The organism is Rhodobacter sp. SY28-1, from assembly GCF_005222785.1.
GTDB lineage: Bacteria > Pseudomonadota > Alphaproteobacteria > Rhodobacterales > Rhodobacteraceae > Tabrizicola.
The window spans coordinates 353,901-367,458 of record NZ_STGH01000001.1 but is presented as its reverse complement, the minus strand read 5'-3'; the positions used below and the strand labels follow the sequence as shown (position 1 = coordinate 367,458).

The window sequence follows — 13,558 nt, the reverse complement described above, 5'->3', positions numbered from 1 at the left end:
TCAGAGCGTGACCCGTCGCCGCAGATCGCGCGACATCATGTTCTGGATCTGCTTGACGATCTTGTCGGCATGATCCTTAGCAAGCTGGTCACACCGTTCCACATCCCGCGCCGCAATCGCGGCGATGATTTCCTCGTGCTCTTGTATATACGGATGCGGCAGGCGCGGCTCGAAGGTTGGGTAGTAGTACAGCCGCAGGATCCGGCGGCCCTCGTCCAGCAGGCGCGAGAACAGCTGGATGTAGTAGGGGTTGCGCCCCGCCTCGGCGATCGCGACGTGGAAATCCCGGTTCAGCAGGATCATCCCCGCCGTGTTGCCCGCCACCACTGCCCGGGCAAAGGCTTCCTGCTGCTTCCGAATGGTTGCCAGATCGGCGTCATCGTGGAACTGCGCCGCCAGACGGGTCGTCATGCGGTACATCAGGGTCAGGGCGTCAAAGAAGTGATGCAGGTTCGGAAAGTCGATCTGGCTGACCACCGTGGACCGATTCGGCAGCAGCGTCACCAGACCTTCCGCCGCCAGCCGGACCAGGGCCTCGCGGATCGGGGTGCGCGACATCGCCAGACGGTCCGCCAGACCGGCCTCGTCAATCGGCGTGCCAGGCATCAGCACCAGATCCAGGATCTCGTCCCGCAGCGTGTCGTAGACAAACTTGGCACCCGTGCCACGCTTGCGTTCCTGAAGATCGTCCATGCTGGTCATGCAGCCCCCTTGCCGACACAACAAATACAAGACCCCCCGGGTGTGACAACCTGTTTGTCAAACCCCGGCCTGCAATCGCCGGTCATCAGGTCCAAGGTCCCGCGGGCCATTGCCGCGATCAGGGATCGACCCCGCCCAGCCGGCAGATGATTTCCCACTCGCTGTCTGACACCGGCTGCACTGAAAGCCGGGTGTTGTTGACCAGAACCATCTGCTCCAGCCCGGGAGTGACCTTGCATTCCTCAAGGGTTATTGCCCGCTTCAGCGGCTTGACGGCTTTGATCCAGACGCAGTCCCAGCGCGGGTCGTCCGTGGTGCTGTCAGGGCTGCTTTCCCGGCAGACTTCAACGATTCCAACAATTTCCTTGCCGATGTTCGAATGGTAGAAGAAGCCGCGGTCGCCGACTTTCATAGCGCGCATGTTGTTGCGGGCCTGATAGTTGCGCACGCCGTGCCATTCCTCGCCCGCATCGCCCTTGGCGACCTGGTGGTCCCAGCCCCAGACATCGGGCTCGGACTTGAACAGCCAGTAGCTCATCCGATCACCCGCTTCCATTCCTGCACCATCACCGACTGGAACAGCCCCGCCTTCGCGTAGGGGTCCCCCGCCGCCCAGGCATCCGCCTCGGCCTTCGACGCCACGCCCAGGATCACCAGGCTGCCACACATCTGCCCCGCCGCATCGATGAAGGGGCCCGCCTGCTCGACCACACCGGTCTCCTGTATATACGCCAGATGTGCGGCCCGATTGTCGGTGCGGGTCTGCAGGGCGTTGGGCTTGTCGATACAGATCAGGGCATAGCGCATGGTCATTCCTGTTTCAGAGGCCGGCTCATCAGCTGGCCGATGGCATCATTCAGTGCGATCCGACCACTGGCAAGGGCGTCCACCATCCCCGTAATCGGCATGTCGATCCCCAAGCCCGCCGCCAGCTTCACCGCGGCGCGCGCGGTGGCAACCCCCTCGACCGTCACCTTGGGATCAAAGACCTCGCCTTTACCCAGCGCGCAGCCAAAGCGGAAGTTGCGGGATTGTGAGGAGGTGCAGGTCAGCACCAGATCGCCCAGCCCCGACAGCCCCGCCAAGGTCTCGGCGCGCGCGCCCAGGGCTTCGGCCAGACGCACCATCTCGGCATAGCCCCTGGTCATCAGCGCCGCCCGGGCGCTGTCGCCGAGTCCGGCGCCGATCACTGTGCCCGCTGCGATAGCGATGACGTTCTTCAACGCCCCGCCAAGTTCCGCGCCGATCACGTCGTCGGTCCTGTAGATCCGCAAGGTCGGCGTCGACAGCATCTCCTGCAGCGCCGCACCATCCTTCGTCGCGAGGGTCAGAGCCGTTGGAAGCCCCCGCGCAATATCCGCGGCAAAACTGGGGCCGGTCAGGATCGCCGCCTGAACCCCAGGCCGTCGTGCCTCGATCACAGCCACCGGCCCGCGCAGAGTCGTCAAGTCCACACCCTTGCAGCAAGCAACCAGCGGCTGCCGCCCGTCGATCTGCGGCCAGCCATCGAGCGCCCCACCAAGGGCCTGCATCGGCATGGCCAGCAGAAGCGCGTCGCCACCGCAAATTTCCCCGATTTCCGCATGAATAGAGACGTTTTTCGGCAACGCGACCCCCGGCAAGGCTGCATCGTTCCGCGCCGTCTGGCGCATCACGTCAACCTGGCCTGCATCCCGCGCCCAAAGCCGAACCTCGCGGCCCGCCTTGGCTAATGCCACGGCCAGCGCCGTCCCGAAGGCTCCGGCCCCGGCGATCCCGATCATGCCTTGGCCCCCTTCTTGCCGGAACCCAGCAATGCAGGTGCCGTCTGATCCAGCGGCCAACGAGGCCGCGCGACAAAGTCAGGATCACTGGTCAATACAGCCCGCATCCGCTCGATCCCCGCCCAGGCGATCATCGCAGCATTGTCCGTACAAAGGCGAAGCGGAGGGGCGATGAACGGCAGCCCGGCTTGCGCTGAAACAGTCTCTAACATGGCCCGAATGGCCTTGTTTGCCGCGACGCCGCCCGCCACCGCAAGCACCGTGGGCCGCTCATCGGCCATATCAATCGCGCGCGATGTTTTCTTTGCCAGCACCTCGGCCACCGCCGACTGGAACCCGGCGCACAGGTCGCGGCGATCCTGAACCGTGATTCCGCCCTGCTTGGCCACCAGTTCATCCCGCGCCCGCAGCAATGCCGTCTTCAGGCCGGAAAAGGACATGTCGCAGCCCTCGCGGTCCAGAAGCGGCCGTGGAAACCGGAACCGCAGCGGATCGCCCAACGCAGCCTCAGCCTCGACAGAAGGTCCCCCGGGCTGGGGCAAGCCCAAAAGTTTTGCTGTCTTGTCAAAGGCCTCGCCCGGCGCGTCGTCGATCGTCCCGCCCAGCCGCTGGAAACTGTCTGCGCCCTTGACCAGCAGGAACTGGCAATGTCCGCCGGAAACCAGCAGCATCAGGTAGGGAAACGCCACCCCGTCCGTCAGCCGCGGCGTCAGCGCATGGCCCGCCAGATGGTTCACCGCCACCAGCGTCAGGCCCCGCGCCGCCGCCAGACCCCGTGCCAGCATCACGCCCGACAGGACACCGCCGATCAACCCCGGCCCGGCCGTCACCGCAATGGCGTCGATCTCGTTCAGTCCTACCCCCGACGCGCCCAGCGCCGCCTCGACCACCCCGTCCAGCCGTTCGGCATGGGCACGGGCCGCGATCTCGGGCACCACGCCGCCAAAGGCCTCATGCAGGCTGGTCTGACCCAGCACGTCCGAGCTCAGGATCTCCGGCCTGCCACCCTCCGGCGCACGCACCACGGCCGCCGCGGTGTCATCGCAGCTGGTCTCGATCCCCAGGATGGTCAGTGTCCGGTCCATGGCCCGCCGTTGCGTGGTGGCTGATCCGCAGGTAACACCATGGACATGGCGAGACAATCCGAACCGCTCCCTGCCCGGGATCCAGCCGTTCCCGTGCTGCTGACCCGGCCCCGGGCGCAGGGCGAAGCCTTCGCCCGCCAGTTGAGCCTGCGTTTCGGCACAAGAGTCCGTCCGGTAATCGCACCCCTGATGGCGCCCGAATACCTTTCGCCCCCGATCCCGCCAGGACCCTTTGCCGCAGTCGTCTTCACATCGGCGCACGGTGTCGAAGGGGCGCTGCGCCTGGGGTTGCAGTTGCCCCCACTTGCCTGGTGCGTCGGGCGGTCCACCGCCGCAGCCGCCACGGCTGCAGGGCTCACCGCTCGGTCTGCCGATGGGATTGCCGACGACCTCGTCGCCGCCATCGAACAGGACCCGCCAAATGGCAGATTAATATATATACGGGGCGTAGATACATCAGGAGACATTGCCAGCGCATTGAATTCAAAAGATATTCCGACAGTATCTTTACAAGTGTATCTACAGAAGCCCGTACCATTTTCAGGCGAGTCGCTTCTCCTGCTCCGCAAGCCCGCCCCCCTGATCGTCCCGCTTTTCTCGCCGCGCAGCGCCCGGCTTTTCCGGCAGGCGTTGCCCCCGGATGCCCAGGCAGACCTGCAGATCGTCGCGATGAGCGAAGCTGTCGCCACCGCCGCTGCCGACATTCCGCGTACAGCCATGGTGATCGCGCGGAACCCCGACGCCCCCGGAATGCTTGAAGGTGTCGAAAGCTTGCTTGCCGCACCCCCTCTGCCTTGAACCGGCGCACGGCCAGTGCTTAGGTTGGGGGCACGGGATGACAAAGGGCCACCGCATGACCAGACGCAAGGAACCCCAGTCAGATACCGCCGCAGACCCGGCCCCGCCGGAGCTGACAGAGCCGGTCTCCACCGCACCGCCCTTTGTCGAGGAGGTTCCGCTGGACAGCGTCAAGGCAGACGCACCCCCGCCAGAGCCGCCATCAGCACCAGCACCCCCGGCCCCGGTTCCACCCCCGGCCCCCCGCCGCGGAGGCGTGTTTGCGCCGCTGCTCGGTGGGGCCCTTGCGGCCATCGGCGGCTTCACGCTGTCGCATTTCGACATCCTTGGTCTGGCCGCGCCCAGCACCCCGGTTGATCTGGCGCCCCTGACCGCCAAGGTTGACGACCTTGCCACCCGTCAGGCGCAAACCGTCGACAAGCTCACCAGCGACCTCACTTCGGCCACCGCCCGCATCGACGCGCTTGAGGCGCGTCCCCTTGCCGAGCCGCCCGACATGTCGCGGCTCGACGATCTGGACCAGCGGCTGGACGCGATCGAGGCCATGCCGTCCGACGGCACCGCCAACACGGCCGCGCTGGCCGCCAAACTCGCCGAGCTTGACCGTCGCCTGACCGCGCTGCCCGCAACCGATCCCTCGGAAGACCTGCAAGAGCAACTGGACGCGGCACTGGCCCGCCTGGACGCCGCCGAAGCCACGGCAACCTCCCGGGCAGCCGAGGCCGAAGCGGCCACCGCCGCAGCCAGCCGGGCGCAGGCGCTGGACGCGCTAAAGTACGCCGTGACCGAAGGCCGCCCCTTCGCCCCGGAGCTCCAGACCCTTGCCGACCCCGTGCTTTCGGCCGCGCTTGAGCCCCTTGCCGCCAGCGGCGTGCCGACGCTCGAAACCCTGCAATCCACCTTTCCCGACGCCGCGCGCGAAGCGCTCCGTCTGGCGCGCGAGATCAGTGGTGATGATGGCTGGACCGACCGTCTGGTCGACTTCCTTGCCTCGCAGACCGGCGCCCGCCCGGTCACCCCGATTGAAGGCACCACGCCCGACGCCATCCTCTCCCGCGCCGAATTCGCCCTGTCCGAGGGCCGCGTCGCCGATGCCGTCGCCGAACTCGATCCGCTGGATCCCGCCGCAAAGGCCCCGCTTGACCCCTGGATCGCGCAGGCCAAAACCCATCTTGCAGCCGCCGCAGCCCTTGCCGCTGCACGGGGGGAATGATGCTCTGGTCGCTGACAAAGGTCGTTCTCTTCGTCGTCCTCATCGCCGCACTGGCCTTTGGCGCCGGGATGCTGTCCGAAACTGGCGAAGCGATGCGCCTCATCGTTGCCGGCTGGGAATTCACCATCGGCCCGGTTCAGGCTGTTGTCCTTGGCGTGCTGACTTTCATCGCCGTCTGGCTGGCCCTCAAGGTCCTCGGCCTGCTGGGCGCGACCTTTCGCTTCCTGAACGGCGATGAAACAGCGATTTCCCGTTACTTCGACCGCAACCGCGAACGGAAAGGCTACAAGGCCCTGTCCGAAGGCCTGATGGCCCTGGCCTCGGGCGAGCCCCGCCTCGCGCTGACCCGCGCGCAGAATGCCGAGCGTTTGCTCGGAAAACCGGAACTGACCACGCTTCTCGTCGCCCAGGCCGCCGAGGCCGCTGGCGACCGCAAGCGCGCGACCGAGGCCTACAAGACGCTGCTGAAGGACGACACAACCCGGTTCGTCGGCGTGCGCGGCCTGTTGCACCAGAAGATTGCCGAAGGGGATCGTGAGGTAGCGCTGAAACTGGCGGAAAAGGCCTTCGAACTGCGCCCGAAACATGCGGAAACCCAGGACATCCTGCTGAAACTGCAGTCCGATGCCGGTGACTGGTCCGGCGCGCGGGCGACCCTGGGTGCAAAACTCAAGACCGGGGCGCTGCCCAAGGACGTGTATCGCCGTCGCGATGCCGTGCTTGCTCTGCAACAGGCGCGCACCGTGATGGACGACGACGTCAGCATCGAGGCGCGCGAGGCCGCGATCGAAGCGAACAAACTGTCCCCCGACCTGATCCCCGCCGCCGCCATGGCCGCGCGCGGCTATCTCGCCAAGGGTGACCGCAAACACGCGACCCGCGTGCTCAAGAAGGCCTGGGAGGTCCTGCCCCACCCCGATCTCGCCGCCGCCTTCGCCGAGATTGAACCGGATGAGACCCCGCAGGACCGCCTGAAGCGCTTCCGCACCCTGACCAACGCCCGGCCGGACAACGACGAGACCCGAATGCTGCTGGCGGAGCTGCTGGTCGCAGCCGAGGACTTTCCCGCCGCCCGCCGCGCCTTGGACGACGTGGCAACCCGCGACCCAACCCAACGTTCATTGGCAATTCTGGCGGCGATCGCCCGAGGTGAAGGCGCTGACGATCTGATCGTCCGCGATCTGGTCGCACGCGCGATTTCGGCACCCCGTGGTCCGCAATGGGTCTGTGACAAGTGCCACGCGATCCATGACGGCTGGCAGCCGGTCTGCGACAACTGCGGCAGCTTCGACACCCTTTCCTGGAAAACGCCCCCCGCCCATGCCGCCACCTCGCCCGTCCTGGCTGAGCTTCTGCCGCTGATGGAAGCCCGCCCCGAGCCGGAACCTGAGCCCGTGCCGGAGGTCGAACAGCTTCCCCTTGACGAGATCGCGCGCCGCGCAAATTAGGGCTACACACTGCGGATGGGCGATGCTAATAGCCCGCGCAGGAAGGATGCCGGTGTAGCTCAGCTGGTAGAGCACGTCATTCGTAATGATGGGGTCGGGGGTTCGAGTCCCTTCACCGGCACCATTCTTCCAAAGCAAAGGCCGCCGGTCCCGTTGGACACGGCGGCCTTGTTGTTTCCCGGCCGATCTAGCGCTTCGGTCCCTTCGGCGGCACGAAGCGCTTGGACGTATCCCGCGCATCCGCCTTCGGCTTCGCCGGACGATCCGACCCACCGGCCCGGTCGAACGGCTTCTTCGTCCCGAATGACTTGGCTCCACCCGCTTTGCCTGCGCCCTCGCGCTTCACATAAGGCCTCGCGTCGTCGCCCTTGGGCGCGTAGGTCTTCTTCGGACGATCCCCATCCTCACGCGGGCGGAACTCCTCGCCCTTTGGCGCATAGGGCTTCCGGGCTGGACGTTCTCCGTCCTCGCGCGGCTTGAACCCTTCGGACCGCGGCTTGTAGCCTTCGGATTTCCCGGCATAGGGCTTCCGGGCCGGGCGGTCCCCGTCGGCGCGCGGGGCGTACTCGCCGCGCGGCTTGTAGCCCTCGGTCTTCGCGGCAAAGGGCTTGCGCGCCGGACGGTCGCCATCGGCCGGGGAAGCCCCTTCGCCACGCGGACGGTAGTTTTCCGGCTTGCCCTTGTAGCCGCCACCCTCGCCGGCATGGCTCTTGTAGCCCGCCGCGCGACCGGGGCGATCCGCCGACCCGCCGTGGCTCTTGTATCCGGCCGACTTGGGTGCTGCCTTCTGGTCCGGAGACCAGCGCGGCTTGCGCGGAGCCTCGTCCGTCGTCTCGGCACGCGGCGCACGCTCTTCGTACGGTTTCCGCACTGGACGCTCTGGCCGCGCCTCGGACGGGGTCACGCGAGGCCGCTCGTCATACTTGGTCTTCGGCTTCGGCGCAGCCTCGGCGACGGCTTCGCCCTCCTCCTCGACCACACGCGGCGGCTTCGGCGTATAGGCGGGCTTCTCGGCCCGCGCCGGGCGCTCGGCCCGCTCTGGACGCTCAGTCCGTTCCGGGCGAACGGCGCGCTCGAACTTCGGCTTGTCGAAGCGCGGCTTGTCAAAGTCCGGCTCGCCCTCGATCCGCTCCATCAGCAGGCCCTTGTCCAGGTCGATCTGGGTCCGGAACTTGTCTGCCACCCCTTCGGCGATCTGGACGAAGGTCTCCTCCTCGCGCACCCGGATCGCACCGATGGAATCCTTCCCGATCGACCCCGCATCGCAGATCTTCGGCAACAACCAGCGCGCCTCGGCCCGGCCGGCCCGCCCCACGTTGATCCGGAACCAGACCGAAGGCCCGAACTCTCCCCGCTCGCGCGGGGCCGAGGGTGCAGGCATCGGGTTGTCCGTCGACAGCACTTCCGGCGCCGACCGCCCCTCGCGCCACAGCCGCACGAAGGCCGCCGCCAGCGCCTCGGGCCCGAACTGCTCCAGCAACTCCCCGGCAATCCCGGCCTCTTCCCCCAAGGGGGCCGTCAGCGCCGGATGCTCCAGGATGCGCAGGTCGTCCTTCGCCTGAACATCATCCGCACCGGGCGCGCCACCCCATTCCGCCACCAGCTTCGCGCCCGACAACAGCCGCTGCGCTTTCTTGAACTCGGCTGGGGTCACGATCAGCGCCGAAACGCCCTTCTTCCCAGCCCGGCCCGTCCGCCCGGAGCGGTGCAGCAGCGTCTCCGAATTCGACGGCAGATCGGCGTGGATCACCAGCTCCAGCCCCGGCAGGTCAATGCCCCGCGCGGCGACGTCGGTCGCGATACAGACCCGCGCCCGCCCATCCCGCAGCGCCTGAAGCGCATGGGTCCGCTCTTGCTGCGACAGCTCCCCCGACAGCGCAACAACCTGGAACCCCCGGTTCCCCATCCGCGCCAGAAGGTGGTTCACGTTCACCCGCGTCTTGCAGAACACGATGGCCGTCCGCGCATCGTAATAGCGCAGCACGTTGAAAATCGCGTGCTCGCGGTCGCGCACCGCCACCGAATAGGCCTTGTACTCGATGTCGACGTGCTGTTTCGCCTCGCCCTGGGCAACGATCCGCAGCGCGTCCTTCTGGAACTCACCTGCCAGCTTCTCGATTTCCTTCGGCACGGTCGCCGAGAACATCAGCGTCCGCCGCTCGGGCGGAGCCGCTGCCAGGATGAACTCCAGATCCTCGGCAAAGCCCAGGTCCAGCATCTCATCCGCCTCGTCCAGCACCACGGCCCGCAGGCCCGACAGGTCAAGCGACCCCCGCTCGATATGGTCGCGCAGACGCCCCGGAGTGCCCACGACAATATGCGCGCCACGTTCCAGCGCCCGGCGTTCCGTCCGGTAGTCCATCCCGCCGACGCAGGTCGCCAGCTTGGCCTGGGCGCCCGCGTACAGCCACTCCAGCTCCCGCGCGACTTGCAGCGCCAGTTCCCGTGTCGGCGCAATGGCCAGGGCGATTGGCTTGTCGGCGTACAGCAGCACATCCTGCCCGCCCAACACCTCGGGCGCAATCGCAAGGCCAAAGGCCACCGTCTTGCCTGACCCGGTCTGCGCCGAGACCAGCAAGTCGCGCCCGGAGACGCCTTCAGCCAGCACGGCGTCCTGAACCGAGGTCAGCGCTTCATAGCCCTTGAGGGCCAAAGCCTGCGCCAGCGGCGAGGCCACGTTTTCGATCGTCATGGATGTCTTTCCAAAGGGGGGCGCAGCTATTCGCCCATCAAAGCCAAACGGCCCCTGTCCCTTTGGTGCGGGCCTCCTCGCCCACAGTCCGAGGAATCTCGACCGTCCGGGGCACCTATCCCAGATCGGAGGGGCTGTATAGACCTAACCCCGCAGTCGCGCCAAAGCCTCGGCATGTGGCCCGGGCGGCAGGGCCAACACGCCCTGCGCCTGCGCGCCAGCAGTATTGAACGTCAGGGCCGCTCCGGTCTGGTCCGTCACCACCGCCCCCGCCCGTTCCGCAATCAGCGACCCCGCCGCGATGTCCCATTCCCAGGCGTCGCGCAGGGTTAGCATCCCGTCGAACCGCCCCTCAGCCGCCAGGCACATCCGGTAGGCCAATGACGCGCGGAAGCTGCGGATGATCTCCGGCACACCGCCCGGCCACTTCTCCGGCGCCATATTCGCCTTGGTGGTCAGGATGTTGGCCCCCTCCAACCGGTCACGCGCGCTGACCGCAATCGGCTCGCCATCCTTCATCGCGGGCGACGTCAGCGAGGCCGTGTATATACGGTCAATCGCGGGCAGATAGACCACCCCTGCCGTCACTTTCCCCGTCTGCGCCACGGCCAGGGAATGCGCCCAGGTCTCTTCGCCTGCGACGAAGGCCCGCGTCCCGTCGATCGGATCAACGATGAACACTGTATCTACAGACAGCCGCTCACTGGAATCCGGTGTCTCCTCGGACAGCCAGCCATACTCCGGCCGAGCGCCAAGAAGCTTTGCCTTCAGCATCTCGTTGACGGCAAGGTCGGCCTCGGACACCGGGCCATGCTCGCCGCCCTTGTCCCAGACCTTCGGGTCCTTCCGCCAATAGCGCAGCGCGATCCGTCCCGCTTCGCGCGCGGCTTCGGTCAAAAGGGCCAGATCACGCGCCGGCAAGGGTCATCCCGTCCACCAGGATCGACGGCACCCGCGTCGACAAATGCGCCCGTGCGTCGTTCGCCGGGATGATCCGCAAGAGCATGTCCCGCAGGTTCCCTGCGATGGTGCATTCATGCACCGGATAGGCCAGTTCCCCATTCTCCACCCAGAACCCCGACGCCCCGCGCGAATAGTCCCCCGTCGTCGGGTTGATCGTCGACCCGATCATCGAGGTCACCAACAGCCCCGTCCCCATCTGCTTCAACAGGTCCTCACGGCTCACAACCCCTTGCGTCAGATCGATATTCGTCGTCGACGGCGACGGCGGAGCCGACGTCCCCCGCATCGCATTGGCCGTCGAAGCCATCCCCAGCTTACGCCCCGTGGCCAGGTCAAGCACCCAGCCGGTCAGCACCCCATCCGCCACGATCTCGCGCCGCCGGGTCGCCAGCCCCTCGCCATCAAAGGGCCGCGACGACCCGATCCGCACCCGAAGCGGATCCTCGATCAACGACAGGCCCGCCGGCAGCACCTGCTTGCCCAACAAATCCCGCGCCCAGCTTGACCCGCGCGCAATCGACGTCCCGTTGATCGCCGACAACAGATGCCCGATCAGCGACGCCGCCACCCGCTCGTCATAGACCACCGGATAGGTCCCGGTCTTCGGCTTCACCGAACCGACCCGCGCCAGGGTCCGCTCTGCCGCCAGCCGCCCGATTTCCTCGGCCGAGGGCATATCAGAGGCGTATATACGCCCCTCACCAGCATAGTCCCGCTGCATCTCCGTGCCGGATCCGGTGAACGCCACCGCCGACAACGAGGTCGATGTCCGCCCGTACCCGCCCGAAAACCCGTTCGTGGCCGCCATGTGCAGCGCCCGCTGGCTGTAGCTCGCCGCCGCCTCGACCTGGGTGATGCCCGCCGACCCCAGCGCCGCCGCCTCCACCGCCCGGGCCGAAGCCTCAAGCACCGCCGCGCCAAGCTCGCTCGCCGGATCAGCCAGATCCAGCGCCGCCACGTCCCAGCCCGACGCCAGCTGGCCCGGATCAGCCAACCCCGCCGTTGCATCCTCGGGTGCCTCGCGGGCCATCGCCACGGCCCGCTCGGCCAGCGCGGTGATCGTCGCGTCAGAGGTATCGGACGCCGACACACAGGCCTGCCGCTTGCCCACCAGCACCCGCAGACCGATTTCCACCCCCTCGGACCGCTCTGCCGTTTCCAGCGCGCCCTTGCGGATTTCGATCGACACCGCCGTGCCAGCGACGGCCAGCGCATCGGCGCTGTCTGCCCCAGCCTTGCGCGCGGCGTCTAGCAGGGAATGGCTCAGGTCGGCGAGTCTTGGGGTCATCACACTGTCCCATATGGTCTGCGGATCAGGTAGCCCCACCCGCGACCCTTCGCAAGGTCGCGGGGCAATTCGATGCGTTACTGCAGCTGCTGGCCGTTGGCGAACAGTCCGCCGTCCTTGAACTCGATCTCCGAGGTCAACTCATCCGGCCCCGCCCCGGGCCGTGCGAACATCGCCATCGCCATCCGGAAGCCCATCGCGTCGTCTTCCGACACGATGCCCAGCGCGATCAGGTTGTCGACCAGCTGGTTCGCTCCCTTGATCCCGATGGTGATCTTGCCATCGGGCCGCGGCATGCCGTCAAAGGTCGCAAGGTCGGTATTGTCGAACTTCAACCCGCCGGTCGCCGATACCTCGGCCCCGGCCGCCTTGGCCAGAACCTGCGTCAGGTCCAGACTGTGCAACTCGCCCGGAGGCTCCACCCCGTCCATCTGCACCAACGGGTCCATGATGTCCTTGCTCCAGAACCCGGTGCCCTTCAGGTCGACAATCACGGTCGCAGGCTCGCGCGACAGTGCGGCACCCGGGTCGACGATGGCCCAGATATCCTCGGACACCGTGAAATCGACCAGCTTGGTCAGGAAGGAAAAGTCCTGCGGGCTGTCCGATTTCGACACCGGCATCAACACGTTGAACCCGCTTTCCGCAAAGGCCAGCTCGACCTGCGGAAACGGAATTTCCGCCCCCGAGACGGTGAACTTGGCACCGTTCAGCGACGTGCCATAGCTCATCCGGTCCTTGTTCATCGCCACATTGAACCCGCCGCCGGTGGCAACCGCCGACATTTTGGTCGGCCCGCTGGCCTCGGTGATGTCCAGATCGGCCAGCATCGCGCCAAAGCTCATCGTCGAGTCGAGAGTGAAGCCCGAATTCAGCGCCACCGCCATATTCGCCATCATGTCGGCGCCGAGGAAATTCCCCTTCGTCGTGCCGGTCAGATCGGCCAGCGACACCGTGCCTTTGCCCTGCCCACCGCCATCCGAGGTGTCGGTGCCCGAGACGTTCAGCACCACCCCCTTCGCTGCATAGGTCATGTCGAGGTCAGTCTTGTCGCCATCGCGCGCGACCAGATACTTCGCCGTCGCCTCGGTCATCACCATATCGGCCTGGGTGTCCAGCACCTTGCCGTCCTCATCGGTGATCTCGTCCAGCTTGATCGTCACGCTCGGCGCAGTGAAGTCATAGCTCGTTTCGGTCGCGCTGCCGCCCGCCACGATCTTCATCCCCGGCTGGCTGACGGTCAGCTTCATCGAGCCCGGACCGTCGCCCTCGTCCGGGAAGGCCAGTGCCAGCGGATAGCTGTCCGGCATCGCCACCGTGACGGTCCCGTCGCCATTGTCCGTGAACGTCAGCTTGTCGAAACTGATCGAGGAGCTGCCCCCCATCGCGTCCTTCTGCGTGACCGCCACGTCCGTCACCTCGACTGCACCGCCGCTGTCCGTCGTGTTCCCGACCGTCAGCTCCTGCCCGGCCGAGGTCAGCATCGCCTGCCAGCTTGCCCAGACGTCTTGCGGGGTGACATCGGCGCTGGCCGAGGTGGCAAGGAAAACAAGGCCAATGGCTGAGGTACAAGTAAGGGCGCGGGTCATGGCGCATGCCTTTCGGG

General features: G+C 66.7%; 12 protein-coding genes and 1 tRNA gene. 4 read left to right on the top strand and 9 right to left on the bottom strand.

Translation table 11 applies throughout. The features are described from left to right. The 5 genes from E8M84_RS01820 to tsaD all read right to left on the bottom strand — a co-directional run bounded on the left by E8M84_RS01820 (position 1) and on the right by tsaD (position 3,550). Complete coding sequence (locus E8M84_RS01820) at positions 1–702, bottom strand: GntR family transcriptional regulator (RefSeq protein ID WP_240790262.1); 702 nt, start codon at positions 700–702, stop codon at positions 1–3. 118 nt (positions 703–820) lie between these two features. Then, positions 821–1,240, bottom strand: a complete 420-nt coding sequence (locus E8M84_RS01815; RefSeq protein ID WP_137109464.1) for an EVE domain-containing protein — start codon at positions 1,238–1,240, stop codon at positions 821–823. Further along, positions 1,237–1,509, bottom strand: coding sequence for a YciI family protein (locus E8M84_RS01810; protein WP_137110798.1), 273 nt, complete (start codon positions 1,507–1,509; stop codon positions 1,237–1,239). Before E8M84_RS01810 ends, E8M84_RS01815 begins: the two co-directional genes overlap by 4 nt. Positions 1,510–1,511: 2 nt before the next feature. Continuing rightward, on the bottom strand, positions 1,512–2,465 hold the full coding sequence (locus E8M84_RS01805; RefSeq protein ID WP_137109463.1) for an NAD(P)H-dependent glycerol-3-phosphate dehydrogenase: 954 nt from the start codon (positions 2,463–2,465) through the stop codon (positions 1,512–1,514). After that, positions 2,462–3,550, bottom strand: a complete 1,089-nt coding sequence (tsaD, locus tag E8M84_RS01800; RefSeq protein WP_137109462.1) for a tRNA (adenosine(37)-N6)-threonylcarbamoyltransferase complex transferase subunit TsaD — start codon at positions 3,548–3,550, stop codon at positions 2,462–2,464. The genes E8M84_RS01805 and tsaD overlap by 4 nt, the downstream gene beginning before the upstream one ends. A gap of 93 nt (positions 3,551–3,643) precedes the next feature. Here tsaD and E8M84_RS01795 point away from each other — a divergent pair, with 93 nt between their 5' ends. The 4 genes from E8M84_RS01795 (at position 3,644) to E8M84_RS01780 (ending at position 7,133) form a co-directional block, all read left to right on the top strand. Then, positions 3,644–4,348 (top strand): uroporphyrinogen-III synthase, encoded by a 705-nt coding sequence (locus tag E8M84_RS01795; RefSeq protein WP_170971821.1) that lies wholly within the window; start codon positions 3,644–3,646, stop codon positions 4,346–4,348. Between the two features lie 55 nt (positions 4,349–4,403). After that, entirely contained in the window at positions 4,404–5,561 is a 1,158-nt protein-coding gene (locus tag E8M84_RS01790) for a COG4223 family protein (RefSeq protein ID WP_137109460.1), read from the top strand. Next, complete coding sequence (locus E8M84_RS01785; protein WP_137110797.1) at positions 5,561–7,009, top strand: heme biosynthesis protein HemY; 1,449 nt, start codon at positions 5,561–5,563, stop codon at positions 7,007–7,009. Before E8M84_RS01790 ends, E8M84_RS01785 begins: the two co-directional genes overlap by 1 nt. Positions 7,010–7,057: 48 nt before the next feature. Beyond that, positions 7,058–7,133: transfer RNA gene (locus E8M84_RS01780), tRNA-Thr, on the top strand. Between the two features lie 63 nt (positions 7,134–7,196). On the opposite strand, the gene E8M84_RS01775 is transcribed toward E8M84_RS01780, so the two are convergent. The 4 genes from E8M84_RS01775 to E8M84_RS01760 all read right to left on the bottom strand — a co-directional run bounded on the left by E8M84_RS01775 (position 7,197) and on the right by E8M84_RS01760 (position 13,541). Then, positions 7,197–9,701: a DEAD/DEAH box helicase gene (locus E8M84_RS01775; protein WP_137109459.1), complete on the bottom strand. Its 2,505-nt coding sequence runs from the start codon at positions 9,699–9,701 to the stop codon at positions 7,197–7,199. Between the two features lie 144 nt (positions 9,702–9,845). Next, on the bottom strand, positions 9,846–10,622 hold the full coding sequence (locus E8M84_RS01770; RefSeq protein WP_137109458.1) for a 3'(2'),5'-bisphosphate nucleotidase CysQ: 777 nt from the start codon (positions 10,620–10,622) through the stop codon (positions 9,846–9,848). Then, positions 10,609–11,952, bottom strand: a complete 1,344-nt coding sequence (locus E8M84_RS01765) for a TldD/PmbA family protein (protein WP_137109457.1) — start codon at positions 11,950–11,952, stop codon at positions 10,609–10,611. Before E8M84_RS01765 ends, E8M84_RS01770 begins: the two co-directional genes overlap by 14 nt. 77 nt (positions 11,953–12,029) lie before the next feature. Further along, positions 12,030–13,541: a DUF2125 domain-containing protein gene (locus tag E8M84_RS01760; protein ID WP_137109456.1), complete on the bottom strand. Its 1,512-nt coding sequence runs from the start codon at positions 13,539–13,541 to the stop codon at positions 12,030–12,032. Between the last annotated feature and the right edge of the window lie 17 nt (positions 13,542–13,558).

Coding starts and splice junctions, on each gene's coding strand:
- E8M84_RS01820 (WP_240790262.1), bottom strand. CDS start 702: ATGACCAGCATGGACGATCTTCAGGAACGCAAGCGTGGCACGGGTGCC.
- E8M84_RS01815 (WP_137109464.1), bottom strand. CDS start 1,240: ATGAGCTACTGGCTGTTCAAGTCCGAGCCCGATGTCTGGGGCTGGGAC.
- E8M84_RS01810 (WP_137110798.1), bottom strand. CDS start 1,509: ATGCGCTATGCCCTGATCTGTATCGACAAGCCCAACGCCCTGCAGACC.
- E8M84_RS01805 (WP_137109463.1), bottom strand. CDS start 2,465: ATGATCGGGATCGCCGGGGCCGGAGCCTTCGGGACGGCGCTGGCCGTG.
- tsaD (WP_137109462.1), bottom strand. CDS start 3,550: ATGGACCGGACACTGACCATCCTGGGGATCGAGACCAGCTGCGATGAC.
- E8M84_RS01790 (WP_137109460.1), top strand. CDS start 4,404: ATGACCAGACGCAAGGAACCCCAGTCAGATACCGCCGCAGACCCGGCC.
- E8M84_RS01785 (WP_137110797.1), top strand. CDS start 5,561: ATGCTCTGGTCGCTGACAAAGGTCGTTCTCTTCGTCGTCCTCATCGCC.
- E8M84_RS01775 (WP_137109459.1), bottom strand. CDS start 9,701: ATGACGATCGAAAACGTGGCCTCGCCGCTGGCGCAGGCTTTGGCCCTC.
- E8M84_RS01765 (WP_137109457.1), bottom strand. CDS start 11,952: ATGACCCCAAGACTCGCCGACCTGAGCCATTCCCTGCTAGACGCCGCG.
- E8M84_RS01760 (WP_137109456.1), bottom strand. CDS start 13,541: ATGACCCGCGCCCTTACTTGTACCTCAGCCATTGGCCTTGTTTTCCTT.